The 26,753-nt window shown below is 58.2% G+C and carries 29 protein-coding genes and 2 tRNA genes; 16 read left to right on the top strand and 15 right to left on the bottom strand.

Features of this window, described 5'->3' with window-relative positions:
• Positions 1-172 precede the first annotated feature (172 nt).
• Together HMPREF3044_RS06400 and HMPREF3044_RS06405 are read left to right on the top strand one after the other, a co-directional pair.
• Entirely contained in the window at positions 173-2,386 is a 2,214-nt protein-coding gene (locus HMPREF3044_RS06400) for a fibronectin type III domain-containing protein (protein ID WP_070740118.1), read from the top strand.
• A 223-nt stretch (positions 2,387-2,609) separates the two neighbouring features.
• Positions 2,610-2,969, top strand: coding sequence for a hypothetical protein (locus HMPREF3044_RS06405; protein WP_246820926.1), 360 nt, complete (start codon positions 2,610-2,612; stop codon positions 2,967-2,969).
• 86 nt (positions 2,970-3,055) lie between these two features.
• Here HMPREF3044_RS06405 and HMPREF3044_RS06410 read toward each other — a convergent pair whose 3' ends face one another.
• On the bottom strand, positions 3,056-4,045 hold the full coding sequence (locus HMPREF3044_RS06410; RefSeq protein ID WP_070740125.1) for a malate dehydrogenase: 990 nt from the start codon (positions 4,043-4,045) through the stop codon (positions 3,056-3,058).
• 435 nt (positions 4,046-4,480) lie between these two features.
• Here HMPREF3044_RS06410 and HMPREF3044_RS06415 point away from each other — a divergent pair, with 435 nt between their 5' ends.
• Positions 4,481-5,230 (top strand): TetR/AcrR family transcriptional regulator, encoded by a 750-nt coding sequence (locus HMPREF3044_RS06415; protein WP_070740128.1) that lies wholly within the window; start codon positions 4,481-4,483, stop codon positions 5,228-5,230.
• A gap of 69 nt (positions 5,231-5,299) precedes the next feature.
• Here HMPREF3044_RS06415 and clpX read toward each other — a convergent pair whose 3' ends face one another.
• Positions 5,300-6,556, bottom strand: a complete 1,257-nt coding sequence (gene clpX, locus HMPREF3044_RS06420) for an ATP-dependent Clp protease ATP-binding subunit ClpX (RefSeq protein ID WP_005389183.1) — start codon at positions 6,554-6,556, stop codon at positions 5,300-5,302.
• A gap of 190 nt (positions 6,557-6,746) precedes the next feature.
• Here clpX and HMPREF3044_RS06425 point away from each other — a divergent pair, with 190 nt between their 5' ends.
• On the top strand, positions 6,747-7,598 hold the full coding sequence (locus HMPREF3044_RS06425; RefSeq protein ID WP_070740131.1) for an alpha/beta fold hydrolase: 852 nt from the start codon (positions 6,747-6,749) through the stop codon (positions 7,596-7,598).
• Between the two features lie 49 nt (positions 7,599-7,647).
• Here the strand turns inward: HMPREF3044_RS06425 and HMPREF3044_RS06430 are convergent, their stop codons facing one another.
• The 5 genes from HMPREF3044_RS06430 to HMPREF3044_RS06450 form a co-directional block, all read right to left on the bottom strand.
• Entirely contained in the window at positions 7,648-8,271 is a 624-nt protein-coding gene (locus tag HMPREF3044_RS06430; RefSeq protein ID WP_005389178.1) for an ATP-dependent Clp protease proteolytic subunit, read from the bottom strand.
• An 11-nt stretch (positions 8,272-8,282) separates the two neighbouring features.
• Positions 8,283-8,867: an ATP-dependent Clp protease proteolytic subunit gene (locus HMPREF3044_RS06435; protein ID WP_034989413.1), complete on the bottom strand. Its 585-nt coding sequence runs from the start codon at positions 8,865-8,867 to the stop codon at positions 8,283-8,285.
• Between the two features lie 137 nt (positions 8,868-9,004).
• Positions 9,005-10,345, bottom strand: coding sequence for a trigger factor (tig, locus tag HMPREF3044_RS06440; RefSeq protein ID WP_005389176.1), 1,341 nt, complete (start codon positions 10,343-10,345; stop codon positions 9,005-9,007).
• 66 nt (positions 10,346-10,411) lie between these two features.
• Positions 10,412-10,485: transfer RNA gene (locus HMPREF3044_RS06445), tRNA-Pro, on the bottom strand.
• 287 nt (positions 10,486-10,772) lie between these two features.
• Positions 10,773-10,844 (bottom strand) — tRNA-Gly (locus tag HMPREF3044_RS06450).
• A 411-nt stretch (positions 10,845-11,255) separates the two neighbouring features.
• Here HMPREF3044_RS06450 and HMPREF3044_RS06455 point away from each other — a divergent pair.
• Positions 11,256-11,480 carry a hypothetical protein gene (locus HMPREF3044_RS06455; protein ID WP_005389174.1) on the top strand — a complete coding sequence of 75 codons (225 nt, stop codon included), beginning with the start codon at positions 11,256-11,258 and terminating at the stop codon, positions 11,478-11,480.
• 147 nt (positions 11,481-11,627) lie between these two features.
• Positions 11,628-12,431 (top strand): hypothetical protein, encoded by an 804-nt coding sequence (locus tag HMPREF3044_RS06460; protein WP_070740134.1) that lies wholly within the window; start codon positions 11,628-11,630, stop codon positions 12,429-12,431.
• A gap of 79 nt (positions 12,432-12,510) precedes the next feature.
• Here the strand turns inward: HMPREF3044_RS06460 and HMPREF3044_RS06465 are convergent, their stop codons facing one another.
• Positions 12,511-12,978, bottom strand: coding sequence for a ribose-5-phosphate isomerase (locus tag HMPREF3044_RS06465; protein ID WP_070740137.1), 468 nt, complete (start codon positions 12,976-12,978; stop codon positions 12,511-12,513).
• Between the two features lie 24 nt (positions 12,979-13,002).
• Here HMPREF3044_RS06465 and HMPREF3044_RS06470 point away from each other — a divergent pair, with 24 nt between their 5' ends.
• Entirely contained in the window at positions 13,003-14,244 is a 1,242-nt protein-coding gene (locus tag HMPREF3044_RS06470; RefSeq protein WP_070740140.1) for a TIGR04053 family radical SAM/SPASM domain-containing protein, read from the top strand.
• 54 nt (positions 14,245-14,298) lie between these two features.
• Here HMPREF3044_RS06470 and HMPREF3044_RS06475 read toward each other — a convergent pair whose 3' ends face one another.
• Both HMPREF3044_RS06475 and HMPREF3044_RS06480 read right to left on the bottom strand, forming a co-directional pair.
• Positions 14,299-14,922 (bottom strand): mycothiol-dependent nitroreductase Rv2466c family protein, encoded by a 624-nt coding sequence (locus tag HMPREF3044_RS06475; RefSeq protein ID WP_005389152.1) that lies wholly within the window; start codon positions 14,920-14,922, stop codon positions 14,299-14,301.
• Between the two features lie 82 nt (positions 14,923-15,004).
• Positions 15,005-15,628, bottom strand: coding sequence for a DUF4230 domain-containing protein (locus HMPREF3044_RS06480; protein WP_070740144.1), 624 nt, complete (start codon positions 15,626-15,628; stop codon positions 15,005-15,007).
• A 70-nt stretch (positions 15,629-15,698) separates the two neighbouring features.
• Here HMPREF3044_RS06480 and HMPREF3044_RS06485 point away from each other — a divergent pair, with 70 nt between their 5' ends.
• The 3 genes from HMPREF3044_RS06485 (at position 15,699) to HMPREF3044_RS06495 (ending at position 18,358) form a co-directional block, all read left to right on the top strand.
• Positions 15,699-16,931 (top strand): lipase family protein, encoded by a 1,233-nt coding sequence (locus tag HMPREF3044_RS06485; RefSeq protein ID WP_005389150.1) that lies wholly within the window; start codon positions 15,699-15,701, stop codon positions 16,929-16,931.
• Positions 16,932-16,992: 61 nt separating this feature from the next.
• Positions 16,993-17,763 carry an HAD family hydrolase gene (locus HMPREF3044_RS06490; protein WP_246820928.1) on the top strand — a complete coding sequence of 257 codons (771 nt, stop codon included), beginning with the start codon at positions 16,993-16,995 and terminating at the stop codon, positions 17,761-17,763.
• Between the two features lie 10 nt (positions 17,764-17,773).
• Entirely contained in the window at positions 17,774-18,358 is a 585-nt protein-coding gene (locus HMPREF3044_RS06495) for a hypothetical protein (RefSeq protein WP_070740155.1), read from the top strand.
• Here HMPREF3044_RS06495 and HMPREF3044_RS06500 read toward each other — a convergent pair.
• Complete coding sequence (locus tag HMPREF3044_RS06500; RefSeq protein WP_070740158.1) at positions 18,355-19,284, bottom strand: mechanosensitive ion channel family protein; 930 nt, start codon at positions 19,282-19,284, stop codon at positions 18,355-18,357. The genes HMPREF3044_RS06495 and HMPREF3044_RS06500 overlap by 4 nt on opposite strands.
• A 72-nt stretch (positions 19,285-19,356) precedes the next feature.
• Between HMPREF3044_RS06500 and HMPREF3044_RS06505 the strand changes: the two genes are divergently transcribed.
• Complete coding sequence (locus tag HMPREF3044_RS06505) at positions 19,357-21,033, top strand: SWIM zinc finger family protein (RefSeq protein ID WP_246820930.1); 1,677 nt, start codon at positions 19,357-19,359, stop codon at positions 21,031-21,033.
• A gap of 6 nt (positions 21,034-21,039) precedes the next feature.
• On the opposite strand, the gene HMPREF3044_RS06510 is transcribed toward HMPREF3044_RS06505, so the two are convergent.
• Both HMPREF3044_RS06510 and HMPREF3044_RS06515 read right to left on the bottom strand, forming a co-directional pair.
• A complete protein-coding gene (locus HMPREF3044_RS06510) occupies positions 21,040-21,297 on the bottom strand; it encodes a hypothetical protein (RefSeq protein ID WP_005389145.1) in 258 nt (85 codons plus the stop codon).
• 4 nt (positions 21,298-21,301) lie between these two features.
• Positions 21,302-21,856: a nucleotidyltransferase family protein gene (locus HMPREF3044_RS06515; RefSeq protein ID WP_005389144.1), complete on the bottom strand. Its 555-nt coding sequence runs from the start codon at positions 21,854-21,856 to the stop codon at positions 21,302-21,304.
• Positions 21,857-22,660: 804 nt separating this feature from the next.
• On the opposite strand from HMPREF3044_RS06515, the gene HMPREF3044_RS13630 reads away from it, so the two are divergent.
• From HMPREF3044_RS13630 to HMPREF3044_RS12910, 3 genes are all read left to right on the top strand, one after another.
• Positions 22,661-22,864 carry a transposase gene (locus HMPREF3044_RS13630; protein WP_371326118.1) on the top strand — a complete coding sequence of 68 codons (204 nt, stop codon included), beginning with the start codon at positions 22,661-22,663 and terminating at the stop codon, positions 22,862-22,864.
• Between the two features lie 122 nt (positions 22,865-22,986).
• Positions 22,987-23,232, top strand: coding sequence for an IS3 family transposase (locus HMPREF3044_RS12600; protein ID WP_005389138.1), 246 nt, complete (start codon positions 22,987-22,989; stop codon positions 23,230-23,232).
• Positions 23,233-23,269: 37 nt separating this feature from the next.
• Positions 23,270-23,704, top strand: coding sequence for a DDE-type integrase/transposase/recombinase (locus HMPREF3044_RS12910; protein WP_141759649.1), 435 nt, complete (start codon positions 23,270-23,272; stop codon positions 23,702-23,704).
• Here HMPREF3044_RS12910 and HMPREF3044_RS06530 read toward each other — a convergent pair.
• Entirely contained in the window at positions 23,674-25,017 is a 1,344-nt protein-coding gene (locus tag HMPREF3044_RS06530; RefSeq protein WP_070740164.1) for an IS256 family transposase, read from the bottom strand. The genes HMPREF3044_RS12910 and HMPREF3044_RS06530 overlap by 31 nt on opposite strands.
• A gap of 63 nt (positions 25,018-25,080) precedes the next feature.
• Here HMPREF3044_RS06530 and HMPREF3044_RS06535 point away from each other — a divergent pair, with 63 nt between their 5' ends.
• Together HMPREF3044_RS06535 and HMPREF3044_RS06540 are read left to right on the top strand one after the other, a co-directional pair.
• A complete protein-coding gene (locus HMPREF3044_RS06535; protein ID WP_371326116.1) occupies positions 25,081-25,302 on the top strand; it encodes an IS3 family transposase in 222 nt (73 codons plus the stop codon).
• 307 nt (positions 25,303-25,609) lie between these two features.
• A complete protein-coding gene (locus HMPREF3044_RS06540; protein WP_070740167.1) occupies positions 25,610-26,398 on the top strand; it encodes a DUF5067 domain-containing protein in 789 nt (262 codons plus the stop codon).
• 64 nt (positions 26,399-26,462) lie between these two features.
• Here the strand turns inward: HMPREF3044_RS06540 and HMPREF3044_RS06545 are convergent.
• The coding region (locus HMPREF3044_RS06545) for an excalibur calcium-binding domain-containing protein (protein WP_141759650.1) at positions 26,463-26,753 on the bottom strand (291 nt) is incomplete at its 5' end.

The following is a 26,753-nucleotide window of genomic DNA, read 5'->3' on the forward strand; positions in this document are numbered from 1 at the left end:
ACCGCAACGGCGTTACCTCGCACCATAACAGCTCAACGAGATTTTGTAGATTTTTTGATACGCAATTATCCCATACGGAAGAAAATGGACTATCCTAAGATTTACTCAGAAAATGGTGAATGTTTCTTAGAACTTCACACAGTGTTTTACCATATAGTAAGGACCAGACATCATGCGTAAAACAGCACTGCTTACAGCCGTGTCTTTGGCAGCTTCTCTCATTGTTGCTCCGATGGCCCACGCTGGCGATAACGGTAATGGCTTCTATAACGTCGCGCTCGGACCGGGCAGCGACGAAACCTCCGTTACCCTCACGTGGGATCAAAAGTCGGGTGTGGTAACCGGAGTTGACATCACCTCCGACGATACCGCCGATGCCTCTTCGACTTACGAGGGAATTTTCACCACGCCAAATATGCCGTCGAACCGCTCGTTGCAGACGTACCAGCACCGCAAGGCGGTTGTTCGCAACCTCGTTCCTGGTAAGACGTACACCTACCGCATTGGCAGTAATGTGGCTGGCTGGTCCGAGCCGATGACGTTTACCGCAGGCAGCGGCAGCACGTCCTGGTCTTTTGCTGCCACCGGCGCGCCGAATACGCTAGTCGACGACGCGACCTGGGCTTCCACCGCCACGGCGGCCACGGCGGCCACAGCGGGTCACCCTGAGCTCCTGGTGGTGACCGGAAACGCCACCTCCGATATGTCTTCGAACCTTGAGCGCGACACGTTCACTGCTTCTCCTGCTCTACAGAATGTCCCTACCGCCATCGGCATTCACAGTGGCGACAAAGGCGGCGAAACCGGCTGGCACTTCCAGCTCCCCGGTGGCCTCAAGAATCATGCTGCTTTCATCTTCAATAACGTCGGCTTCATCAACGTTTCTGATACAGATGCCGCCGGCGCAGCCACGCTGATCCGCAACGAGGCTGCCCGCCTGAAGCCAAGCACGGATTGGCTGGTGCTCTACGGCATGAATTCTATGAGTAAGGAGCTCCGTCAAGCTGCCAGTGAGGCCGGTATTGACCTGGTCTTGACCGGTGGCGATTACTACTACAGCCGTTCTCACCTGCTGACGGCGGATGCTGCGACAAAGGCCGAGGACAATGTCCTGTACAAGAAGGATCAGGGAACTCTGTTTGTTTCCCTCAACTCAGCCTCGAACAGCAATTTCGCACAACCTGCGGGCGCGTCCGAGGACCTAGCGAAAACGTCCCAGGATGGCACGCCGGACTACACCACGGTGAAGGTCAGCCCTGAGGAGCTCACCATCACTACTCGCGATGTGGCTACGGGTGCTGTCATCGACAAGGTGACGCTCTCACAGAAGGATCCGATTAAGCCCGCCCCGATCGCTTCAGAAACAGCCACCACGACGACACAGAACCCTGCACCGACAACGACCAAGCCGACCCCCACCAAGGAACCGGCACCAACCACCTCGAAGCAGCCCACGCCGACAACGGCTAAGCCGACCACCTCGAAAAAGCCCACGCCGACAACGGCCAAGCCGACCTCTACAAAGGAACCGGCACCGACCACCTCGAAGAAGCCCACACCGACAACGGCCAAGCCGACCTCTACAAAGGAACCCGCACCGACCACCTCGAAGAAGCCCACACCTACTACTGAGGAGCCGGCCCCCACCCCGAGTCTGAAACCGGGCACGACGGTGGAGACGGTCATTCCTGGGAATGCCACCGTCCTCGATGACGCGGTCGTAGACCCCACCGGCACCATCACCGGGGAGGTCCTCGACGCTGCAGGCACCAAGGTCACTGGCGCAACGGTGAGCGTCGATAAGCAAGGAAAGGTGACCGTCACCCTCCCCAAGGACGCGAAGGCCGGAGACTACACCGTGCAGCTGACCGACGGCGGTGCCAACGTCGGCGACCCGATCATCGTCACCGTCAATGCCCCAGAACCTAGCATGAGGCCGGGCACGACGGTGGAGAAGATCACCCCCGGTAAGGCCACCGTTCTCGATGACACGGTCGTAAACCCCACCGACAGCATTACCGGCGAGGTCCTCGACGCCGCAGGCACCAAGGTCACTGGCGCAACGGTGAACGTCGATAAGCAAGGAAAGGTGACCGTCACCCTCCCCAAGGACGCGAAGGCCGGAGACTACACCGTGCAGCTGACCGACGGCGGCACCAACATCGGCAACCCGATCACCATCACCGTCGAAAAGACCACACCGAAGCCTAAGCCAGGAAATGACACAGACGGAAGCTCCGACGGATCTTCTGCCGAGAACATGGTATGGGTCGGCGTCGGCGGATTCTTCGGCATGATTGCCGTTGCTGGCCTGTTGGGCTGGCTCATCGGCAACGTGCTTGGCCATGCACGCCCCTACCTTGCCCAGGCAGGGATTTACATCTAACGTTCATCGACCCGGCCCGCACCATCACACATGGTGCGGGCCGTTTTTGCGCTACTGCGGAGCTACAAACTGCTGTGAACCGACTGAGATGTGGGGCGGAGATGACTGAAAAAGGATTCTCACCGCATTCGCCTCAGGTATTTTCAACACGCCCTCCTGAGAAGCAGGTGAAGTGCTTCCCCGTCAACGCTTTAGGTGTCACCGAACGAAAGGTAGTCCTGGTTTGCCAGAGTTTTTACGTAGATGGGCGATGTCCCCCTGGTACTTCCTTACACCGGGAATCGCCGCGCGAGAAGCCCAACACCTCGTGTACTACGCCTCCGACCGCGTCGATACGGTGACCGCTGCGGTCGTGCTTATCGTCTTATCCACCGCAGCGCTGTGTATGTCGGAATTTTGCAGGCGCAACAATCCCGTTGCCGCGCACTGGACCGGTTACCGCGAACTCGCTTTCGCGCTGGCGCTCCTTGCCGTTGGGTTCTGTACACCCGGCTGGCCCGGCTATTTCGCCATCGTCATCCCCGTCATTGTCCGTTTCATCCTGGAGTTTCGCAGGAGGTACCACGGAGACCCAACCACGTAACTCCACATACAAAAACCTGCCCCAACGACCTGTTATGGGACGGGGGCAGGCTCTTTTTACCTAGCTCTTTTAGGCTCGTGAGCTAACTAGTCGATGAGGCCGTTTTCGCGGACGGTGGCGCGCTCGCTGTCGAGCTCTTCCACGGTCTTGGCGATGCGCTCCTTCTGGAAGTCCGTGAGATCCAGGCCGCGGACGATCTCCCACTCGCCACCATTGGAAGTGACCGGGAAGCCGGAGACGATGCCCTCGTGGATGCCGTAGGAACCGTCAGACGGGAGAGCGGCGGAAACCCACTTGCCGTTGGTGCCGTTGACCCAGTCGTGCATGTGATCCACAGCGGCGGAAGCAGCGGAAGCAGCGGAGGAGGAACCGCGCGCCTCGATGATGGCACCACCACGGCCGGCAACCTTCGGAATGAATTCGCCGGTGTACCAATCCTGGTCAATCTTGTCCATGACGGACTCGCCGTTCACGGTGGCGTTGGTGAGATCCGGGAACTGGGTGCCGGAGTGGTTACCCCACACCACGATGTTCTCCAGGGCGGTGGAGCTGCAGCCGAGCTTGGTGGCCAGCTGGCTCATCGCGCGGTTGTGGTCGAGGCGGACCATCGCGGTGAAGCGGGAAGCGGGAACGTCCGGCGCGTGCTGCTGGGCGATGAGGGCGTTCGTGTTCGCGGGGTTACCCACGACGAGGATGCGCACATCGTCGGCCGCATTGTCGTTAATGGCCTTGCCCTGCGGGCCGAAGATCTTGCCGTTCTCAGCAAGCAGGTCTGCGCGCTCCATACCCTTGCCACGCGGCTTTGCGCCGACGAGGAAGCCCATGTTTGCACCGTCGAACGCCTTGTTGGAATCGTCGGTGATTTCGATGTCCGTGAGGAGCGGGAAGGCGGAGTCCAGAAGCTCCATAGCAACGCCCTCGGTTGCCTTCACAGCCTGGGGGATCTCCAGGAGCTTCAGCTCGACGGGAGTGTCCTTGCCGTAGACATCGCCGTTAGCGATGCGGAACAGCAGGGAGTACGCGATCTGACCTGCGGCGCCGGTGACAACTACTTTTTTGGTCTCATTGGTCGACATGACAATCCTCTCAGTAAAACGTCGGTTCTAACGGAATGTGAAGTCTACGATAATCTGAACGGACTAACTTTTCCGCACTAACAGAGAGCGTACTCGACAAAACCGCACGGCGACGAGCGGATTTTTGGCACGAAAATGCTCCATCCGGACTTTTTCTTGTTACACAATGACCGCAATCGAGTGCGTTTGTTCATGTAACTACGCCCGCCCTCCCCCCAAAATCCGAAAAAAGACAGCAGACCACCGAAAAATCTCCCCTATTCCGGGGGCTATTAAAGGGTTCGCCTTGTGATAATTCTCACATATATGGGTCAACGTAGGACAAAAACGGCGTTAGCACCACCCATACAGGGGGAGCACGCGCGTCAAAACGGGAATTTAGGCGTTTAATTGTCCTAGAAACCATTAGAATTTTCTTCCCAGAATAGAGAGAAGATGACTTCGTCACACGATTCTTTCCCCTCCACAGAGTCACCGAAAGACGGCGTGGTCGAGCTCGCGCTGACGCTGTTTGCCAATCAGGGGTTTAAGCAGACAAAACTCGAGCAGGTAGCCACCAAGTCCGGGATCAGCAAGCGCATGATCCACTACCACTTCACAGACAAGAAGGGGCTGTATATCGCCGCCCTCACACTTGCCGTCACACAGCTCCGCCCGAGCCAGGAAGAGCTCGAGCTCGAGTCGGTCGTCCCTGTAGAATCGGCTAAAAAGATTGTTTCTGTTGTCTTCGACCATTTCGAGCAGCACCCCGACGCAGTGAAACTGGTCCTCACCGAGTCCATCTACCACCACGTGGATGCAGAAGAGCTGCCCCCGCTGGCAGACCACTCCGACTTGTTCCTCCAGCTGAACAAGCTCCTCATGCTCGGCCAGGATGCCGGCGCGTTCCGCCCCGGAATCTCCGCACTGGACATGTACGCCTCCATCGTTGGCCTCTGCCTGCTCCCCTACTCCTGGAACCTCGTCTTCCGGAACCTGTACAACACGGACCTCTCCTCCGCCATCAACACGGAGGCGCTGCGGAACCAAGCCCAGGATCAAGTCATCTCGTTCCTCACCGCGCAGCTTCCGCCCACGAGCGGGGAGACGTACCTCCAATCCGAGCGCAACGAGGCACGCGAGAACGGGTCCGCGGAGAGCGATCTCTACGCCGCCGAGGAGGGTTTCGGCGACGTCTACGAATAGCTAGCTCCCACCCAGTTAACTACGACAAAAGCCTCCCCAGTTCACAGTGGGGAGGCTTTTCGGTAGTTGTTACGAGGCCTTTTTCTTGTTACCCACGAGCTTCGGTCGGCCGGTGCCGTTGACCACGCCGGCATCAATAGTCACCTTGGACACCTCCCTAGAGGGGATGTCGTACATGACCGGCACGAGGATCTCCTCCATGATGGCGCGCAGGCCACGGGCACCGGTCTTGCGGGCGAGCGCCTTCTCCGCGATCGCGCCCAGCGCGCCGTCGGTGAAGACGAGCTCCGTGTCGTCGTAGCTAAACATCTTCTGGTACTGCTTGACCAGGGAGTTCTTCGGCTCCGTCAGGACGGACACGAGGGCTTTCTTGTCCAGTTGGTTCACCGTCGCCGTGACGGGGAGGCGACCAATGAACTCGGGAATGAGGCCAAACTTAACCAGGTCCTCCGGCTGCACCTTCTGGAGAATATTCGCATTCTCCAGCTCTTCGTTGGAGCGGATATCCGCACCGAAGCCCAGGCTCTTCTTGCCCACGCGCTCCTGGATCACCTTTTCCAGGCCCGCGAACGCGCCGGAGGCGATGAACAGGATATTGGACGTATCCACCTGGATGAGTTCCTGGTTGGGATGCTTTCTGCCGCCCTGCGGCGGAATCGACGCGACGGTGCCCTCGAGGATCTTCAGCAGAGCCTGCTGCACCCCCTCGCCGGAAACGTCGCGTGTGATGGAGACGTTCTCCCCCTTGCGGGTGATCTTGTCAATCTCATCGATGTACACGATGCCGTGCTCAGCCTTCTTCACGTCGAAGTCGGCGGCCTGGAGCAGGCGGAGCAGGATGTTCTCCACGTCCTCTCCCACGTAGCCGGCCTCGGTCAGGCTCGTCGCATCGGCGATGGTAAACGGCACGTCCAGTTTCTTGGCCAACGTCTGCGCCAGGTACGTCTTGCCACAGCCGGTGGGTCCCAGCAGCAAAATGTTGGACTTCTGCAGCTCTACCCCGTCATCGGAGCCGAAAACGTTCTGCAGCTTCACGCGCTTGTAGTGGTTGTACACGGCGACGGACAGGACCTTCTTGGCCTCGTCCTGCCCGATGACGTACTCGTCCAGAAATTCCTTGATCTCCTTCGGCGTGGGGAGCGATTCCTTGTCCATCTTGGTGGCGCGTTCGACGGAGAGCTCCTCGGCGATGATCTCGTTGCACAGGTCGATGCACTCGTTGCAGATGTACACGCCGCCCCCGGCAATTAGCTTCTTTACCTGCTTCTGGCTCTTCCCACAGAAGGAACACTTAAGCAGGTCAGCGGTCTCTTGCATGCGCGACATATGGTGCTTTCACCACTCCTTGAGTTCGTTGGTTTTCTGGACGTGAGGCTTTAGCCTACCCCACACTGTCAACGCGGTTATACCGCCTTATATTTCCGCAGGGGAAGGGCCAGTTCCAGTATCGCACACCGGAACCACAGCACGGCGGAGGCCCTCGCACGATGAGCAATTCGCACGTACATTGGATGGTATGACTAACGTTTTGCACAGCATAGAATTCGGATCGTCCAACGAGGGCGACCCCATCGTCTTCCTCGGTTCACTTGGCGCCAACGCGTGGTTCTGGTCCCCGCAGCTCGACGCATTTTCCCACCACCGTCGCGTCATCGCGATCGACCATCCGGGGCATGGCGCCTCTGAGCTTTTCGACGTCCACTCGATCCCCGAGTTCGGCGATCTCGTTCTTTCCACGCTGGACACGCTCGGTGTCGACCGCTTCCAGCTCGTCGGTCTCTCGCTCGGCGGGGCCGTGGCGCAGTATCTCGGCGCACACTCCGAGCGCGTGACGAGCATCGCGCTCCTCTCCACGAATGCCAAGTTCGGCACCCCGGAGGCGTGGACAAGTAAGGCGGCCTCCGTCCGCGACGGCGGCCTCCACGAGGCAAACGCGGCCACCATCACCAACTGGTTCACCGCCGACTGGCGCGAGGAGCATCCCGCAAGCCTCGCTTATGTCCTTCACCTCATGGACTGCACCCCCAGCGAGGGCTACGCCCGCGCCTGCGAGGCACTCGCCGCGTGGGACAACTGGGAGGACCTGAAGGATATTTCCGTCCCCACCCTCGTCGTTCCCGGCGGCCACGACGGCGGCTGCACCCCCGAGGTCATGAGCACAATGGCCGAGTCCATTCCGAATTCCACCTACACGGTGATCGAGTCGGCTGCGCACCTGTCCAACGTCGAGGCCGCTGAAGAGGTCACCACGCTCCTCGCCCGCCACTTCGGAATCGACGACGATAGTCTGCTCAAGGATTCCTCCGAGACCTACCACGAGCAGTACCCCACCGAGGTCTTCGGCGAGGTCAACGACTCAGAGAAGTAACAGAAAGCCAAAAAACCGCCGGCGTGGCCGGCGGTTTTTCTCTGTCTACTTACTTGTTGAGCTTGCGGTAATCGAAGACTTCGTCGATAAGCCCGTACTCCACGGCCTCCTGGGCCGTGAGGATCTTATCGCGGTCCGTATCGATGCGGACCTGCTCCGAGGTCTGGCCCGTGTGGTGCGCCAGCGTGTCCTCCATGAGCTTACGCATCCGCTCGATCTCGCGCGCCTGGATCTCCAGGTCAGAAACCTGACCCTGCGTACCCTGCGTAGCCGGCTGGTGGATGAGGACGCGAGCGTTCGGCAGCGCCGCACGCTTGCCCTTCGCACCAGCGGCAAGGAGCACTGCCGCTGCGGAGGCCGCCTGGCCGAGGCAGACGGTGCGCACATCCGGGCGGACGTACTGCATCGTGTCATAGATCGCCATAAGCGAGGTGAAGGAGCCGCCCGGGGAGTTAATGTACATCGTGATGTCACGGTCCGGGTCGAGTCCCTCGAGGACGAGGAGCTGCGCCATGATGTCGTTGGCGGAGGTGTCATCCACCTGCGCGCCGAGGAAGATGATGCGCTCTTCGAAGAGCTTGTTATACGGGTTGGATTCCTTGGCACCGTAGGAGGAGTGCTCCACGAAGCTCGGGAGAATGTATCGCGCCTGAGGCATGTTTTGCATATCCATATCTACTCTCCTTAGGATCCAACCTGATCGTTGGTGGCGTGGGAAATAACGTGATCGCACAGGCCGTAATCACGGGCCTCTTCGGCGGTGAACCAACGGTCACGGTCGCTGTCCTTGCTGATCTGCTCGAAGGTCTGGCCCGAGTGCTCGGCGATGAGCTCGGCCATCTCCTTCTTCGTCAGCGCGAACTGTTGCGCCTGGATGGCGATATCGGATGCGGTACCACCCACACCGGCCGACGGCTGGTGCATGAGGATGCGTGCATGTGGCAGGGCGTAACGCTTGCCCTTCGTGCCCGCGGTGAGCAGGAACTGCCCCATCGAGGCCGCGAGGCCCATGGCGTAGGTTGCCACATCGCACGGCGCGTACTTCATCGTGTCGTAGATGGCCATACCGGCAGTGACAGAGCCACCGGGCGAGTTGATGTACAGCGAGATGTCCCTCGTGGGATCCTCGGCGGACAGGAGGAGGATCTGTGCGCACAGTTTGTTTGCGATCTCGTCGTTGACCTCGGAGCCAAGGAAGATAATCCGCTCGCGCAGCAGGCGCTCATACACGGAATCCCCCAGGTTCATTCCTGGTGCGGAATCAGCCATTGTCTAAACATCCTTTCGTTTCATTTACTCCACCACCCTACCTTTACCGAGCCCGCCGGATAAAGGTTGTTCGCTCATAGCGTTATCGCGACGAAAAAGCCGCCCGCGCAGAGCGGGCGGCCTCGTCAGTAGGGGGATTACTCCTCGCCTTCGACTTCCTCTTCACCGAAGTAGTCTTCCGGATCAACCTTGTTGCCGGCGTCATCCTTGACGGAAACGCGGCAGATAGCGGTTGCCAGTGCCTTACCGCGGCGGACATCGGCGACCAGGTTATAGGTCTGGCCGGTCTGCTGGATCTGCTGCAGGAACTGCTGCGGGTTCATGCCGTAGCGCTGAGCCGTGAACATGATGTGCTCGTGGATCTCCTGCTGGGTAACATCCGGCTTTTCCTGCTCAGCCAGGACATCGAGGAACAGCTGGGTGCGAACGGCGTTCTCGGCGTTCTCGCGGGACTCCTTGTCGAACTCCTCGCGGGTGGTGCCCTGCATGTCCAGGACGCGGTCGAGCATCGACTCGTCGCCACCAAACTGGGCGATGAGCTGCTGCAGCTGACCCTGCACCTGCTCCTCCACGACTGCCTCCGGCAGCGGGAAGTCAGCCTCGTCGAGAGCCTTCTTCAGAACCTCGTCGCGGATGGCAGAGGCCTGCTCGACCTTCTTCTGCTCGGTGAGGTTCTTCTCGGTGTCCTCGCGGAGCTCCTCGACGGTGTCGAACTCGGAGACCATCTGGACAAAGTCCTCGTCAACCTTCGGAAGCTTGCGCTCCTTGACATCCTTCACGGTAACGGTGACCTCGGCCTCCTTGCCGTCCTCAACACCGTTAAGGTCGGAAGAGGTGAAGGTGGCTTCCTCGCCGGCCTTGAGGCCCTTGACGGCCTTGTCCAGGCCGTCGATAAGCTCATCGGAGCCGATGCGGTGGTTGAGGCCCTCGGTAGCGGCTTCCTCAATCTCCTCGCCATCAACGGTGGCCTTGAGGTCGAGGGTGACGAAGTCATCCTTCTTGGCCTTACGCTTGACGGCCTTCAGCTCGGCGAAGCGCTCGCGAAGAGAATCGATGGCCTTGTCCACGTCCTCGTCAGTGACCTTAAGCTCCGGGACCTCGATCTCGTAAGTGGAGAAGTCCGGGATGGTGATCTCCGGGCGGACATCAACCTCGGCGGTGAACTCTACGAGCTTGCCGTCCTCGAGCTTGGTGATGTCGATGGCGGGCTGGCCGAGCGGGCGGAGGTCGTTGTCCTCTACTGCCTTGCCGTAGCGGGACGGAAGCATGTCGTTAACAACCTGCTCCAGAACCGGACCGCGGCCGAAGCGAGCGTCAATAAGCTTGCGGGGTGCCTTGCCCTTGCGGAAGCCCTTGAAGGTCACCTGCTGGGCGAGGGCCTTGTAGGCCTGGTCAATCTCAGGGGTGAGCTCCTCGAAGGGAACCTCAACCGTGATTTTGACGCGAGTGTCGTTCAACTTGTCGACGGAACTCTTCACGAGTCATTCTCCTGATCTGTAAACGTTGATTAGGTACAAAAAGGGAAGGTTAGACCTTCCCTTTCGTCGGGACAACAGGATTTGAACCTGCGACCCCCTGCTCCCAAAGCAGGTGCGCTACCAAGCTGCGCCATGTCCCGTGTGCAATTCGATTTGCTAGAAGGGAATTGTACTAAACCTCTGTAAACTTGCGCTTACATGGGGTCTCTTTATTCATTTAAATGCACTTAACCTGGCTTTACTCGCCAACAAGAGGAATGACGGATATCGCCTTTCACACACTCGGTTTCGCGCTGGAGAAGATTGTAGTCCGCCACAATCACGCACTCTCGTTCACCCCTAATTAACCCTCCACACGCCCAATTCGGAGTAGATAAACAAAATGAGGCCGGCCACCGAGAATCGGAGACCGGCCTGAACCTAAGAGAGGGAATGACGGGAATCGAACCCGCGTCACCAGCTTGGAAGGCTGGGGTAATAGCCACTATACGACATTCCCAGTGCGTTCTAGGTTACATTCCGATAACCAGGTAGACAAATTGCCAGTTCACTCCCCGCACCCGTCGAACCATTCTCCCCCTAAAGGTGTAGTGCAACGAGTGGTCAACACAATTCCCCGGCTGTTAATTTAATGACAATACGGGGTAGCAGCAGTGTGACTATCCCAACCTCCGTGCATCCACTTGTCTTTGCGTTACACTCAGAGAAAACCCGGTCGACCACGGCAAATAGCTTTCACAATAGATCCACCTTTGATAATCAATCTTTCCCACCCGTGTAGACTTTCAGGTTCTTTCCAGGTTTTAGGGCGTAAAACAGCAGTTAAGAGGGAAAAAATGGGGCAGTAAGCAGGAAAATTGCAGGTGCGTGTGTGAATTAATGAGAGCGGGGATGGTTAGACTACAACACCATGAAACCAGTAATTATTGATGCAGACACCCAGGTGCCCCTCTGGACTGCTGTGGAATGCGCGGAATACTCGAACACCGCGCGTGGCACATTCACTAGCTACGCTGGCCGCGGCAGGGCACCCAAGCCCGTAGCGAAGCTCCACGGACTGACCCTGTGGAACTCAAAGGATATTATTGAGTGGACCGAGGAGCGATCCAAGGGGAACCGCGGAGTAAACTACTAAGCGGCTACGAGGCACTTCGGTATAGCGCCGTCACGATTGATGGACGGCGCTTTTGTCATTCTGGATCGCCCCAGACAGACATGGAACATTCCAGACCGCTTGTACGTTGATACGTATAGAATTACTGCTAAGAAAGGTCCCCTCTCTATGCTCGGAATGCTGCTCATTGCCCTCATCGTCATCGGGCTAGTCGCGGCTACATCGCGTGGCCAACGACAGGTAAATCAGTTGAGCTTCGAAGATGCTCAGGCTGATGCGCGGCGATGGATCGAACGCCTCGGCGGGCAGGTACTCAACCTCACAGGCACAGATACTGCTAGTTCTCAGGCGATTGCCGATGCCTCCGAGCGCTATACAGCTGCGAATTCTCAGATTTCACAGGCCCAGTCCGTGCGCCAGGCACAGCTCGCCCGCGAGTCAGCTCTCGAAGGTCTGCACTATATTAAGGCCGCCCGAGAGATTATGGGACTCCCTGAAGGCCCCGAACTTCCCCCGCTCGAGGGGCAGAAGGCTGCAGGTAAGGTGACCGAAGAGCGCACCATTAACTACGACGGGCGCCAAATCACCGCCTCGCCACACTCCTCTGCACAGACACCGAACTACTACCCCGGTGGTCGCGTGGCTGGCAGGCCGGTCCCCGCTGGCTGGTACTCCGAGCCGTGGTGGGCACCCGCCCTCGTTAGTGGCATGTGGACAGCAGGTTCAGTGATGATGTTCTCCGCGATGTTCAACGGAATGGCCGGTGTTGGCTACGGCGCAGCCGGGTTTGAGCAGGGCTACGGCGACGGGTACGCCGATGGCTTCGAAGCCGCAGGCGGAGATATGGGCGACATGGGCGATGTCGGTGGAGACATGGGAGATATGGGCGACATGGGCGACGGCGGAGGATTCTTCGACGGTGGCCTCTTCGGTGGCGACGGCGGCGGATTCGACTTTGATTTCGACTTCTAAATAAGCGCTGATAAGCGCACAAAAATCCCGGCTGTGGAAGAGTCAACCACAACCGGGATTTTTCTTTATAAAAAGGCGATTACTTGACCTCGGGAGCGACGCCGGTCTTCTCGTACTCGGCGAGAATATCGATGCGCCGCTGGTGGCGCTCCTCTTCGCTCCAGGACTCGTCGAGGAAAGCGTCGACAAGCTTGAGCACCTCTTCCTCGGAATGCTGGCGCCCACCGATGGACAGAACCTGCGCATTGTTGTGTGCGCGGGCAAGACGGGCGGTGTCCTCATTCCAGCCGAGGGCACACCGGATGCCCTTGACCTTGTTGGCAGCCATTTGCTCGCCGTTGCCGGAACCGCCGAGCACGAAACCGAGCGAACCCGGATCCTTGGCCACAGCCTCAGCCGCGGCGATGCAGAAAGCCGGGTAATCATCCTGCGCGTCGTATTCGTGCGCGCCGCAATCCGTCACCTCATAGCCGGCCTCGATCAGGTGGGCCTTGATAGCTTCTTTAGCCTCGTATCCTGCGTGGTCAGCACCCAAATAAATATGCATACCCCTAAATGTACACTGGTACCTATGTCCCATGCTCCAGTTGTACGCAAGGTACGCCATAATGTTGAGACCAAGCCGTTCATCGTTATCTGGGAGGTAACGCGCGCCTGTGCCCTCGTATGTAAGCACTGCCGGGCAGACGCACAACACGAGCCCCACCCGGATCAGCTCACGACGGAAGAGGGAAAGCGCCTGCTAGACCAGCTGGCCAGCTATGAGAAGCCCTACCCCCTCGTCGTCTTCACCGGTGGCGACCCCTTCGAGCGCTCCGACCTAGCAGAGCTCTGCCAGTACGGCACGAACCTTGGCTTGTCTATCAGCCTCTCACCTTCGGTCACCCCCAAGGTGACCCCCGAACGGCTGCACGAACTCCGCGAAGCAGGCGGCAAGGCGATGAGCATGTCGCTTGACGGTGCAACCCCCGAAACCCACGACGCATTCCGCGGTTTCAGTGGCACCTTTGATGCCACACTAGAGAAAGCCCCGCTCATCAACGCCGAGGGGTACCGTCTACAAATCAACTCGACGCTGACTAAGGGCAATATCCACGAGGCGCCTGCGCTACTTAAGCGCGTCATCGAGATGCAGGCAAAGATGTGGTATGTCTTCTTCCTCGTGCCCACTGGCCGTGGCGCGGACCTCAACGCGCTCAGCCCCAAGGAGCGCGAGGACACCCTCGTCTGGCTCGATGACATTTCTGATCGCATTGCCATCAAGACCACCGAGGCGCCCCAATACCGGCGCGTTGTTATCCAGCAGAAGCTGCGCCGTGAACATGGTCTAGCGCCGTACGAAGGAGGCGAGCTTTACCGCTACCTCACCGAGGAGACCGAGCGTATCTTCGGCGATGCCCCCTACAAGAAGCGGAAGCCTCGCGCCCCGATGGCCGTCAACTCCGGCTCTGGTTTTGCTTTCATCGACCACATCGGGGATGTGTACCCCAACGGATTCCTGCCCTTCCATTGTGGCAACGTCAAGCAGCAGACCATCAACGAGATCTACGCTGAGTCCCCCGTGTTCGTCTCGCTTCGCCACCCGGAGGGTTGGCGCGGCAAGTGCGCGTACTGCGATTTCCACGATGTCTGCGGTGGCTCCCGCTCCACTGCCTACGCCCTGACCGGAGATGTCCGCGCATCGGATGACCAGTGCTGCTACGTCCCGCAGGCGTGGCTCGATGCCGGTGGCACCCGTGTCCACCCGGAGCACGGCACGGGGATTCAGATTTCTCGCACAGGTGAGATCGTCACCGTCCCCGAAAGCTACTAAGACGCATAAAGCGCCCTCACCTTTGTGGTGAAGGCGCTTTTTGTGTGCGATGAGTTAGTCGAACTCAGGCTTTTCGGTGCGGGAGCGCTTCAGCTCGAAGAAATGCGGGTACTGCGCGAGACGGACGGCGGCATCGAAAAGCTCGCCGGCTTCTTCCTTCGTGGGGATGCGCGTGAGGACGGGGCCGAAGAATGCGGTCTTGCCCAGGCTGATGACGGGGGTTCCCACATCGTTGCCCACGGCCTTCATTGCACCACGGTGGTACTTGCGAAGTTTGTAGTCGTATTCCTCGGTGTTTGCTACCTCGGCAAGGCTCGCGGGGAGGCCGACCTCTTCGAGGGATTCCTTGATCACGGCATCGTATCCGCCGTAACCGGAGGCGACGCGTTGGCCGATGTGCACCTTATTGCCCATCGTGGTGTAGAGCTGGTCGATCTTCTCGGGGTAATTGGTTTTCACCGCCGCGAAGACGCGGGCGGGCCCCCAGTTGGCCTTCATCTTTTCCTTGTAGTCCTCGGGGAGTTCGTCGCGTCCCTCGTTGAGGACGGACAGGCTCATGGGAATGAAGTCCACCTTGATATTGCGGACATCCTGGACCTCTTTAATCCAGCGGGACGTGATCCAGCAGAACGGGCAGCTCACATCGAACCAAAACTGAACGGTATCTTCAACCTTCACGTTTTCCTCCTTAGCTCAAACGTGGGTTAATTCTACCGAGATTGCACTGATATTGTCCGGGTTCGCTGGTACGGTACCCCCCTTATTTCCAGTTCACCTCTACGGTGTAGTCGGCTGCGTCAGTACCGGCGAGCAGCGCCTTTGTGTGGGACTCGAGAAGCTCTGCGGAGCGCTTTTCCGCGCGGTCGAGCAGGCCACTGTCAATTGCCTTCTGGCGGGCGGCATCCTCCTCCTGTGCCACGAACTCCATGGTCTCCTGCACCTTGATCTGGTTGAAGGGATTCATAGACTGGTCGTAGACAGTGATGGTGGCCGGGTCGATCTTTGATTCAGTGATCTCCACCTTGGGGCTGTTGATGGTCACTTTCTTGGAGCCGTCGTTGACCTTCACGTCAATCTTGGAGGCGTCCTTGATGCCTGCTTTGACGGTGCCGTCGTAGGTGAACATGATGTTGTTGCCGGTGAACGGGATGCCCCACCCGGCAATGATCTTGCCGGGATCTTCACGCTTAGCCACATTGGTGAACACGTACTCCTCAACGGAAAGCTCCGCGATGTCCTTGTAGCTGGCACCCAGCTGGGTGGAGCTGACAATCGGCTTGGCGTTGTGGATGAGTCCTCCACGCGTGCCAACCCAGAAGCCTGCTGCAAGGATGAGAACTACGACGAGGAGAGCCGCGATGATCCGAGAGACTGCTTTCAACATGGGGTATTCCTTTTCACTATTTCGTTCCCTGGGTTTTCACCCAACCAGTAATAAGTATAAGTTAGCTGGTATGAACCTTCGTCTGCAGCTGAAGAAAGGCGCGGCTGTACTCGCCGCCCTCGCCTGTGTTTTTGTCCCCACCTGCGCGTCTGCCGAGGCCATCGCCCCGCCCGTCGCCTCTGAGAAGGTGGCTCCCGGGACGGTGGTCTCCTCCACTCCGCTTCGCTACGGCAACGGCTTCCGCTTCGTGTACACAACGACGGATCACAACGGGCGCACAGCTTACTCCGGTGGCATGGTGCTCGAACCGTCAGCCCCCTGGCCGGGCCCCGGCCCTGTTCCGACGATCGCGTTCGCGCCCGGTACCCGCGGCGATGGCGATGCGTGTGCGAATTCCAACTCGCTCATCGGCACGTTTGATCCGCTGACGGGGGCGCTGGGCACGAACTACGAGTCCCCTATTCACATCGCGGCATCACTGTCGGGCATCCGGGTGGTAGTCACGGACTACATCGGCGTGGGCACTCCGGGGGTTCCCGGCTACACGGTCACTGACGAGGAGGGCAACGCGCTTATCGACGCGGCCCGGGCGGCTTTCCGCCTCCGTGGCCTGCCGGCTGACTCGCCCCTCGGCTTCCATGGGTATTCCCAAGGCGGAGGTGCCGCAGCAGCCGCCGCCGAGCGAGTGAGCACGTACGCGCCCGAGCTCAACGTCAAGGGCACCTACTCCGGCGCGGCCCCTGCGAACCTTCTCGCGGTTATGCCCGCCATCGACACGTCTGCCATCGCCGGGGTACTGGGCATGTCCACCAACGGGTACATGGACCGCTACCCTGAGATCCGGAAGGTCGTGGACGAGAAGTTCAACGAACGCGGCAAGCAGCTCCTGCGCGAGGCAAAGACCTCCTGCGTTGCAGATCTCTCCCTGCGCTGGGCGTTCACAGACACCCGGACACTGACCACAACTGGCGAATCCTTCCCCGAGCTCGCCTGGGGCTCACCGGAGTTCCGCAACGCCCTGCAGCAGCAGCGCCTGGGCCAGATGAAGCCCACCGCCCCGATCCTTGTGAATTCCGGCAACACTGACGACGCGATCCCCAACGAACAGGTACGCCAGATGGCCCGCGACTACTGCGACCTCGGCGCCACCGTGGACTTCAACGCCAACCTCACCCCGCTCGTGCCCGGCAAGCTCGTCCTCAACCACATCGGCCCCACTTTCGGCGATGCACCGCTGTCCATCAACTGGCTCATCGACAGGTTCAAGGGGCTCCCCGCGCCAAGCGACTGCGGGCAAATCTAGTCGCGTCAAGAAGCAAGCCACAAGCAACAAACTGTTGCCACAACTGGATAGTATGGGTGCCATGAAAATCGCTGCGTTCGACTTTGATGGCACCATTTTCTTTGACGGCCGCATCCCTGACACCATCGGAGAGGCGATCCACCGCTGGCAGGAGGCAGGCCATCTGGCCGTGGCTGCAACAGGCAGGTCGCTTACTGCTGCTGAGTACGTACTCCGGGGCTACGATATCCGGTTCGACTACTCAGTGCTCTACACCGGTGCGGTCGTCACCGACCGTGCTGGCGCTGTCCTGCACGAAACCTACCTCGACACGCCGACTGTCCAACGCGTGGTAGCCGAACTTTCCACGCAAGAAGGAATCGCCGTCTACGGCACGCGCCTAGGTAAGCTCGATGCCCTTTTTTCTGACCGGTGTGCAAAGGACGCGGTCAGCGCAATCCAGTTAGAGTACGAGGAAATGGATCCCAGCGAGATCCCCCAGTATCATTTCATCGGCTTACCCATCAGGGTTCCTGGAAACGACACCCTGCAAAAGCGGCTCGTCGCGTGGATCCAGGACACAGTCCCCGTTGAGTGCGTCACCAACCAGGACTTCATCGACATCATCCCCACCGGGTGCACGAAGGGCGCGGGACTTGCCTGGCTTGCCGGCCACCTGGGTGTGCCGCAGCACGAGGTGGAGCTCTACACCTTCGGCGACAGCTTCAACGACCTCTCCATGCACGCAGTCGCCGACGAGAGCTTCAGCTTTACTTGGTCTCCCCAAGAGGTGCAGGAGAAGACAACTCACGTGGTAACGAGCGTCGAAAAGCCACTGGAACAACTCCGATAGACTGGGCACCATGAACGCTCACTTCTCCCCCGGCGCGCGCGTCGCTTTTTATGGCCCGGTCCATGTGCGAGGGCAGCGTGTCCCGGACGGTGTGCCACTGACGGTGCTCTGCACGCAGTTGGGGCTCACCCACGTCACCGACCCCTCACACGGCGTAGACCTCGTGGTGTCCGATACCCCCATCCCCGGCTGCGGCACCGCCACCCACGCCGAGTTTTCCGCCTGGGCTGACGGCATGCTGGACGCGCGGGACACCGCACCCCAGTGGCAGCAGACCCCGCAGGCGGCCACCGCTCCCCCGGTGACGGCGCCCTCCTACCCGAGCTTCCCCAGCACGACACCGACGCCCCTGCCCGCAGAGGTCGGCTCGACGAGCTCCGCCGTCGTGCCCACAGACGAAAAGAACCCGTGGAAACCCGTTCTGGGAGTGACCGTCGCGTTCTTCGCCATCGCCATCGTCGGTGCCGGGACTGTGGATTCGAACAACGAAACGGCAGCTGCGGTGATGGGCTGCATCCTGCTCGCCCTCATGGTCGCCTTCGTTGTCCTCTTCCTCATGGCGCTGTACAAGACGATCCGCAAATTCTTCCGCTAGTCGGAGCTACCCTTGTACAGGAAGGGGTTCGGCGGGGTGATGCCGTACTCCTGGATCTTGGGGAAGATCTCCGCGTAGATGCGCCGCTGCACGGCCCACTGGCGGCCAGGCAGCGTCTTCACCGTAATACGAATATTGGCGTGATCCGGTTTCACGCTCACGATGCCCTGCACAGACGGCTTTTCCAGAACCATCTTCTTGATGTCCTCGGCCTGCACCGCCTGCTTGGCGGCCTCCTCGATCGCCTCCCGCGCCGAGTGGAAATCGTTTTGCAGGCCGATGGGGAAATCGATGCGCGCCAGCGCGTAGCCCTGGGAGAAGTTACCCACGCGCTCGATCTGGCCGTTGCGGACAAACCACACCGTGCCGTCAATATCGCGCAGGGTGGTCAAGCGGAGGGTGACCTCCTCCACATCGCCGACAACCTCGCCCACGTCGATCGTGTCACCGACACCGTACTGGTCCTCCATGAGCATGAAGATGCCGGCGAGGAAGTCTTTGACGAGGGATTGCGCGCCAAAGCCGACTGCCAAGCCGACAACACCGGCGGAGGCAATGATGGGGGCAACGTTTACTCCGAGGTTGCGGAGGATCTCCAGCGCCGCCCACGCCCAGATGACGATGAGGGCCGTCGACCTGGCTACGGAGGCAAGCGTGTCGATGCGCCCCTGCTTGCGCTCCTGGCGGGCCTTCGCCTCGTAATCGGCGATCTCCGCCTCCTTGGGGCTGAGCACAGGCAAGAAGGAGTGCAGTGGCTTTTCCTTCTGGTACGTGGCGAACTTCCTGATCGCCAAGGTGATCACCCATTGCCCGATGAAGGCGGCGATGATGGTGATCAATATCCTAAACGGGCGCTGGATGAGCCACATCTGCGTGTCCGGGTCACTCCACCAGTTATTAAAAATGATGACTATCTTGTCCCACATGGTTATTAGGGTACCGCAGCTGTGTTCGAGAAGACCGCTGCGATCGTGACCGGTTCGGTTTACGATGGGCCCATGGATAGCACCTCTCCGGCACTCACCGATATCCTCAGCTACGACTACCTCGCCTGGGTTTCCGACGACGGCAGCTTCGAGCGCGCACTCGATATCCACGACATCACCATCGTCTCCCAGTCTGATCGAGTGGTGGAGGCGGATGTCCAAGGCACCGCCGATGAGCCCTACCGGGTGACGCTCACCGCCTACGGGGATATCGTGTTGCCCACGTGCACGTGCCCGGTGGAATGGAACTGGTGCAAGCATGCCATCGCCGTGGGGCTGGCACTCTCCCCGGAAGACGGCAACGCCGGCGAAGGCCCCTGGGGCCTCGACTGCGCCGCGGTGGAGGAGCGCTTTTTTGACCAGGCCCCGCGCGAGACGCTCGTCCAGGTGCTGCGCGACTACCCTGTGGAAAACCACGCCGATCCCCACCCTCTGCTCACGCCCGCGGTGCTCACCGTGGGGACACCGCAGGAGGTCGCAGCGCTCATGCGGATGGCGATGAAGAGCCTGGCGGAGACGGCACGGCACAGGGTTGTGACGATCAAAAAGTCGAAATCTACCTACGGCTACACGGATGACCTGATGGATATCCGCGACGATTTCGAGGGCACCATCGAAACACTGAACTCCCTCGAGGAAGCCGGGCGCGGCAAGTACCTCCTCCCCGTTATCGAGAAGCTCATCGAGTCGCTCCTGCTCCTGTGCGAGCCGGACCTGCGGATCTGCGACTTTATTTCCCTGTTGCTTAAGGCCCTCGCGCTGCACCTGCGCCACTGCCAGGCCGTCGATGCTGGATCCACGCACCTTGTCACCTGGCTTGCGCACACCCTGACAAGCATCAACGAATACCTGCCATTCTTTGATTTCACCCCCTACTCCCTCCTGACGGAAAAGAAAGACCTCCTCGCCGCAGCGGAGGCAGCCAAGGCGCGTGGCGACGACCAGATCCACGCCCACTTCTGCCTCCTCACCGGCGACGACGCACCACTTATCACCTACCTCACCGGCGAGAACACGTTGCTCCTCGTGAGGTATTTCGCCGACCACGACCGCCTCGACGAGGCGCGCGCCGTCATCCGCGACGCGTGGGACCCGGACTCCAGTGCCTGGATCGACGACGACGATCTCGGCATCCTCATCCGCTACTACCTCCCCGTGGAGGACTACCTCCACTGGCTCAAGGAACGCGCAAAAACAAGCTACTGGGGTTACGCCATAGAGTATGTCCAGCACCCACTCGTCAGCTACGACGACGCCATGGCGCTCATCGAAGTGATGAAACACCACAAACCTGGTATCCCCTATGCGTATGACACCCGGGCAACCCTCCGGTTTCTCACCGCCGCACACCACAAGCGCATTGATGAGGCCCTGCAGCTTTTCTACACCTGGGGCCCCCTGATTCAGCCCGACTACATCGCCGATTTCGCCATCGACCAGCTCCCCAAAACCCACCCTCTCACCTGCGTGGAGATGGTCCGGGACTGCGCCGACCGGCTCGTATGGCAGGAGAAGTACGCCGCTGCCGCCACCTACCTTGTCACGCTGCAGCGCGTCATCGCCGCCTCCCCGGAAGCCTCCCGCGCCGCCCGCGACGCCGTCATCGCGATCATCAAGGAGCACCCCGGCGACCAGGACCTGCGCTGCGAGTTCAACTGCAAAAACCTCATCACAAGCCTGGACACCTAGGCAGCACTACGCTGCCGGAATTTCTTCAAGCTCGTAGTCGCCGGACAATGAAAAGTTCTTGGCTACGTTCATGAAATAACGGGAATGCGATTGCTTAATCTCGTCCAGGCTATGGGCAGCGATGACCACAACCTCCACGTCAGGCTCGCCACGGTACCGATCTTCCCTTTCGATCCGCAGAGCCAGCGCCGCGTCACGATCCGCGAATTCTGACATACGCAGCTCCCCGGTTTTGCTGTTGTACACGAGAACGAAGTATTTCATTTTGTCACCTCACTTTGGGTTGTGGACTGGCCATCTTTTTCATTTCCTGCAGAATTTCAGCTAATTCCTCCAGATGTTTGACGAGTCTAGCATTCTGGAGGGCAGAAAGGGTTGCGTACGTTTCGGCTTGTACCAAACTTGCTAAGGTGTTTGCCCTAAGTACTTGTGTTTCTACTGACAACGGGAGAAAATGCCGAGAGTTGACCAAATTCATGAGGGCTGTGTTTGTATTCTCCGATCGTGATTCGATAGCCTTCTCAATCTCTGCAATGTCTGTAGATATGCGTTGAAGGTTTGAATACACCACTCCCAGAGGCTCATCCTCACTGAGCTCAATTTCTTGATACCTAATTTTTCTACCCATAACGTCAGCAAGCATCTCGTAGGCATTTGCCCATCTCGCCTGTAACAGCGTCCTCAGTTGGACTTCCACGATCCCTGCGGGAGATCTAATGATTGTATGCACCGCACGATAGCCGTGCTGCGCGTCCTCCCTATAGTCCCGAATCAGCACCTCTACATCTTCCGCCCCAAGAAATTCTTCGATCGAGTATGCCATCTCGATCAAATCGCCTAAGAAACAGTCTCACTCCAATCTCACCCCGACGAAGTCGAACATTTTTGACAGCTGCACGTTGGTATGAAGAATTTTCTCGGAGGCGGTCTTCTCAGTCTTCACTCGTGTATTTGCGGTCAATAGTTGGCAATAGGGAAACTGATTTACTAGCAGATCTTGAAGAGTAAAAAGTGTCTTTTCCCCTAGAGTGCTGTACCAACTCAGAATTTGCTGGCGTTGTTGCGGAGCCTCCGTTTGTTTCCCTGCATAAAACTTTCCAAGTCTATCAACGGCTTTCTTACTAAAAGGTGGCTTCTTCAGCAAGAAGCCTTAGTAGTCGTCTTTAACGTCCATCCGCATACACTCTTCCCACACTTCACCAGGACAAAAGGCCCGTAAAATTCAGGACTCATCAATATCGTAATTTAGATGCGTAAAATTTTCTCCTCCGAGAAATATCCGGACTTATCTTTGCTCCAATGGAAGGAGCCACTTAAGAATTGGCTTCAAACTCACACGAGGAAATGGACGGTACTCGGGATCTGGCCTTATACGGCTTAGACAGTCCCCCAATCTGCGATCTCTTAAATCTTCGGGACCAGTGGTTAAGTAGGTCCCAAAAATAGGTTAAAGTGAATAATCAAAAGGCGAAGAGCACGTCCCCTGATCGCGTTTAAATGGACGCTTTACCCCTCACCCAAGCAACTCCCAATATTTATAAACTGAGGTTACCCTCGTTTAGTGGACACCCTAGTTGTACGGATCGTGTGTCCGTAGGAGAGGATGTTCAGTATGGGGCAGCGCAGGATGTTTAGTCCTGAGTTTCGGTCAGAGGCAGCCAAGCTTGTCATCGAGACGGGACGCCCGATTGCCCATGTTGGAGAGGAGCTCGGCGTGAGTTCGGGCTTGTTAGGCAAGTGGGGAAAGCCCAAAAGCAACGCGATGGGAACGCAGATGGGAAAAGTGAGGCGGATTTGCGTGCAGAAAGCGCCAGGCTACACCGTGAGTTAACCAAAGCCCGGTTGGATAATGAGTTCTTGTCACAAGCAACCGCCTTCTTCGCTGCGAAGCAACGCGAGAGGAAAAATTCCCACTAATGCAGCCAGAGCAAGGCGAACTTCAGCATCAGCCGCATGGCGAGACTGTTGGAGGTCTCCCGGTTAGGGTATTACGCCTTGTTAAACAAGCAGCAAAACAAAGTATGTGGCGGCGATCCGAAGGAGAAGTATTACACCGACTTAGATACTAGGATTCGAACGATCTGGCGTGACTCAGATGAGGTATATGGTGCCCCCCGTATCACTGCTGAGCTGCATGCTCAGGGTGTGAAAATCAACCGGAAAACCGTGGCTAAAAGAATGCGATTGTTAGGTATTTAAGGGGATATCCCCTCGACGGTTTGTGCCTATCACGACCGTGCACTCTGTTCGTGGGACGCAGATTCCTGATCTGGTCAAGCGCATGTTTGATGCCGGCTACCTAAACAAGGTGTGGATGTCGGATATTACATATTTGATAACTGGTGAGGGCTGGTTGTACCTGTGTGCGGTCAGGGACGGTCACTCCCGCCGGGTTGTGGGCTGGGCGATGGACAGTATTCAAACCACTGACCTGGTGGAACGCGCCCTGCGGATGGCCCACACACTGCGTGGCGAAGTAGCAGACGGTGTGGTGTTTCATGCTGATCGTGGTACCCAGTTCACCAGTGACCAGTTGTGGGAGGTGTGCCACGAACTCGGTGTCGCCCAATCAGTGGGACGCACCGGCGTGTGCTTCGATAATGCGATGAGAGCGTGTCAAGTTGTTTGTGTGTGGGGGTGTTACATGTACTTGTCGAAGCGGTCTGGGTAGGCGACCGCCATTTGGTTGATTGCTTGCTTCCAGTTACTGACTCTGGCTCCTTCCACGAGCCGTCCGGCAGACGCCGAGGCTCTCTTTCCTTCCTTGGCGCGGCGTAGTGCTCGTTTGTCTTCAATGTTGCAGATCATCAGCCACAGTGTCTTCAAAGCGGACTCATCATTGGTAAATTGCACCCGGTTACGGGTCGCGTTCCGCAGCTCATTATTGAACGACTCAATCGAATTCGTGGTGTAAATCACCTTCCGTGCCATGGGCGGGAACTGCAAAAACGGGATGAACCTATCCCACGCATCCCTAAACACGCGAACCGATTGCGGATACTTCTGGCCAAGTTCGGATTCTGCAAATTCATCCAGGGCCTGTTTCGCCCCCGTCTCATCCACCGCAGTGTATCCCCGGCGTAGCGCGGCAGACACGTTTTTCCTGTCGCCGTAGGCAACCCACCTGTTAGCAGCGCGAATCAGGTGCACAATACAGGTTTGCACCATGGAGCCAGGCCAGGTGGCTTCCACAGCGGCAGGAAGGCCCTTCAGACCATCGCAGCAGACAATGAAGACATCTTTGACACCACGGTTGGACAGTTCCGCGCAGACATGTGCCCAAAAGGCAGCCCCTTCTTCTTTTGCGATCCACAAGCCGAGGACGTGCTTAATTCCCTCCATATCCACACCGATAGCCATATATGCGGATTTCTTTACCACCCGTCCGCCGTCACGTACGTTGATCCGTAACGCATCAAGGAAGATGACCGGGTAAAACTCCTCCAACTGACGCTGCTGCCACACCATCACCTCGTCCAACACAGCATCAGTAACAGCAGAAATCGTCTCATGGGACACATCCACCCGCATCGCTTGGGCCATATGATGTTGGATGTCCCTTACAGTCATTCCTCCGGCGTACAAGCTGATGATCATGTCATCGACATCGGTTAGCCTGCGAGTACCTTTGGGCACCATCAGTGGAACAAACGACCCATTGCGATCCCTAGGAACACTGATGGTTAACGGCCCGTAGTTGGATTCCACGGTTTTGGTGTAACTACCATTGCGATGATTTGATTCACCTACCTCCGATTTCTTCTTCCTATCGCCATGGACATAGCCCAAGTGCGTATCCATCTCCGCGTTCAACCCACGGGTGATCGAGGCTTGCAGCATGCCACGCACCAAATCATTGGCATCGTGGGTGGATGTGCCAAGCTCATCAATCAGCTTTGCGATCTCTGGATTAGCAAGAAGCTTCTTCTCAATCGCATCAATCTTCGCCTTATCAGCCGGATCTCTTTTCGCCACAGTAGTCATAATGGCCTAACTCCAATCATGAAGGGGAATCCCTCACACACAAACCATTAGACACTCTCTGCGATGAGTGAAACGCTTTGGTCCACCCAGAAAATGAAATTCTACGACCGGAGGACATGGGCCACCAGAAGCGAAGCCAAAAAAGCGGTTGCCCGGTGGATTGAAATAGTCCACAACCGGCGGCGTCGCCACTCCAGTATCGGCATGATAAGCCCCGTCGAATTCGAAAACCAGATCACCGACCCACCCACCAAGAAACCGGCGGTTACCCCCGAAGCCGCCTAAACCACCGTCCACAACTTGCGGGCAACCCCACCACCCGAACGAGAAAACCCGCACGGCTGCCCACCCACGCCCAACACAAAAAGAACTCACAACGCCCAGACTCAACCCCCGCACCACACCCCCACCAGGCAAGAACTAGATAGGAATACCCCCAACAATAAGCCCCCTTCATAGATTTCCTCCTCTACCACTGCTGAGAAAAAGGGAATGGCGAACCCCTTGTTTTCGAGATTGATTTTCGAGGGTATAATAATTGCGTAAATATCAGTTCGGGCGTCTCGCCCATTACTAGTTAGAGGGTTTACAAATGACAACCCCCCCCCCGCCTAATCATCAGGTAGACCAGTTTTCTCAGCCAGCCGCAGCAAAAGGTATAAGCGCAACAAGCATCATCGGCCTTGTTCTCGCAATCATTGCTCTCCTCTTGTGCTGGATTCCCATCATCAATAACATCGCCCCTATCTTTGCACTCGGTGGCATCATTCTTGCGGGAATCGGTATCTACTCCACTCGCCCCGCAGGCAATACACGTGGGCGAGGCATCGCCATCGCAGGCCTAGTTATCGGAATCCTCAGCGTCATCGCCACCATTGGTACCCAGGCATTTTTTGGCAAGGTCGTGGACGATGCTTTCGACACTGACAGCACCTCCTCTGAGACATCCTCCGTGGCAGCGGCCAAGGGCGATTCATCTGCAGCACCCAAGGGCGACCTGGGTGAAGAGGCTGACCTAGATAAGATCTTCCATGCAAAGATCACAGAGGGTGCTGTTTCCGTGCCCGATTACGAGGGTGCATCCACCTTCGCCACCACCGTGGAGATCTCGAACATCCAAACGGACAAGAACCTCAACCCCTTCGATGTTCACGTTCAAGCTTTCCAAAACGGAGTGGAACTCGAAACTGCCATCTATTTTGATGCCGAGCCGGAGGGTTATACCCCCGGAGACTCCTTTAAGGAAATCCAGCCGGGTGGTACCCAGTCACAGGTTCATGGCTTTGTCCTCCAAGATGAGACCAACCCCGTCACTATTCAGGTGGAGTCCACCTTCGACTTCAATGATCAAAAGGTAACCAAGACCTTCCAGCTCTCCTAACTCCTTTCTCCAACGCCACCTCTCTACCTAATGGATAGAGCGGTGGCGCTTTGTTATTTCCCCCCTACCTCGGATCCTTCTCGCACCCCACACCGTCGCTGTTGCCATCGAGCTTGCCGTGCCCGGCGACGTACCCCGGCTCCCCCGCGTGAATCGGGCGACCGAGGGTATTCCACACGTCTTTGCAGTTGGCGTATGAGGACTTCCCTCCGGTGTCAGCCGTCCCCATGAACCCGTTGGCTTGCTGGGGCGCAGGCGAGGCATCAACGGTCAAAGTCGGCGCTTCCTCCACCGGTGCGGGTGGTGGCGGCAAGACCGCAGCTGGCTGCACCTCCGCCTCGGTAGGTTCCACTGT

The organism is Corynebacterium sp. HMSC073D01, assembly GCF_001815555.1.
Taxonomy (GTDB): Bacteria; Actinomycetota; Actinomycetes; order Mycobacteriales; family Mycobacteriaceae; genus Corynebacterium; species Corynebacterium glucuronolyticum.

Excerpts from the sequence above, each read along its gene's own strand:
- HMPREF3044_RS06435 (WP_034989413.1), bottom strand. The coding sequence starts at position 8,867 with ATGGCTGATTCCGCACCAGGAATGAACCTGGGGGATTCCGTGTATGAG.
- HMPREF3044_RS06430 (WP_005389178.1), bottom strand. The coding sequence starts at position 8,271 with ATGGATATGCAAAACATGCCTCAGGCGCGATACATTCTCCCGAGCTTC.
- HMPREF3044_RS06485 (WP_005389150.1), top strand. The coding sequence starts at position 15,699 with ATGAACCTTCGTCTGCAGCTGAAGAAAGGCGCGGCTGTACTCGCCGCC.
- HMPREF3044_RS06510 (WP_005389145.1), bottom strand. The coding sequence starts at position 21,297 with ATGAAATACTTCGTTCTCGTGTACAACAGCAAAACCGGGGAGCTGCGT.
- HMPREF3044_RS06515 (WP_005389144.1), bottom strand. The coding sequence starts at position 21,856 with ATGGCATACTCGATCGAAGAATTTCTTGGGGCGGAAGATGTAGAGGTG.
- clpX (WP_005389183.1), bottom strand. The coding sequence starts at position 6,556 with ATGTCGCGCATGCAAGAGACCGCTGACCTGCTTAAGTGTTCCTTCTGT.
- HMPREF3044_RS06425 (WP_070740131.1), top strand. The coding sequence starts at position 6,747 with ATGACTAACGTTTTGCACAGCATAGAATTCGGATCGTCCAACGAGGGC.
- HMPREF3044_RS06400 (WP_070740118.1), top strand. The coding sequence starts at position 173 with ATGCGTAAAACAGCACTGCTTACAGCCGTGTCTTTGGCAGCTTCTCTC.
- HMPREF3044_RS06455 (WP_005389174.1), top strand. The coding sequence starts at position 11,256 with ATGAAACCAGTAATTATTGATGCAGACACCCAGGTGCCCCTCTGGACT.
- HMPREF3044_RS06495 (WP_070740155.1), top strand. The coding sequence starts at position 17,774 with ATGAACGCTCACTTCTCCCCCGGCGCGCGCGTCGCTTTTTATGGCCCG.
- HMPREF3044_RS06505 (WP_246820930.1), top strand. The coding sequence starts at position 19,357 with ATGGATAGCACCTCTCCGGCACTCACCGATATCCTCAGCTACGACTAC.
- HMPREF3044_RS06465 (WP_070740137.1), bottom strand. The coding sequence starts at position 12,978 with ATGCATATTTATTTGGGTGCTGACCACGCAGGATACGAGGCTAAAGAA.
- HMPREF3044_RS06540 (WP_070740167.1), top strand. The coding sequence starts at position 25,610 with ATGACAACCCCCCCCCCGCCTAATCATCAGGTAGACCAGTTTTCTCAG.
- HMPREF3044_RS06490 (WP_246820928.1), top strand. The coding sequence starts at position 16,993 with ATGAAAATCGCTGCGTTCGACTTTGATGGCACCATTTTCTTTGACGGC.
- HMPREF3044_RS06500 (WP_070740158.1), bottom strand. The coding sequence starts at position 19,284 with ATGTGGGACAAGATAGTCATCATTTTTAATAACTGGTGGAGTGACCCG.
- HMPREF3044_RS06460 (WP_070740134.1), top strand. The coding sequence starts at position 11,628 with ATGCTCGGAATGCTGCTCATTGCCCTCATCGTCATCGGGCTAGTCGCG.
- HMPREF3044_RS06470 (WP_070740140.1), top strand. The coding sequence starts at position 13,003 with ATGTCCCATGCTCCAGTTGTACGCAAGGTACGCCATAATGTTGAGACC.
- HMPREF3044_RS06480 (WP_070740144.1), bottom strand. The coding sequence starts at position 15,628 with ATGTTGAAAGCAGTCTCTCGGATCATCGCGGCTCTCCTCGTCGTAGTT.
- HMPREF3044_RS06530 (WP_070740164.1), bottom strand. The coding sequence starts at position 25,017 with ATGACTACTGTGGCGAAAAGAGATCCGGCTGATAAGGCGAAGATTGAT.
- HMPREF3044_RS06410 (WP_070740125.1), bottom strand. The coding sequence starts at position 4,045 with ATGTCGACCAATGAGACCAAAAAAGTAGTTGTCACCGGCGCCGCAGGT.
- HMPREF3044_RS06415 (WP_070740128.1), top strand. The coding sequence starts at position 4,481 with ATGACTTCGTCACACGATTCTTTCCCCTCCACAGAGTCACCGAAAGAC.
- HMPREF3044_RS13630 (WP_371326118.1), top strand. The coding sequence starts at position 22,661 with ATGTTTAGTCCTGAGTTTCGGTCAGAGGCAGCCAAGCTTGTCATCGAG.
- HMPREF3044_RS06535 (WP_371326116.1), top strand. The coding sequence starts at position 25,081 with ATGAGTGAAACGCTTTGGTCCACCCAGAAAATGAAATTCTACGACCGG.
- HMPREF3044_RS12600 (WP_005389138.1), top strand. The coding sequence starts at position 22,987 with ATGGCGAGACTGTTGGAGGTCTCCCGGTTAGGGTATTACGCCTTGTTA.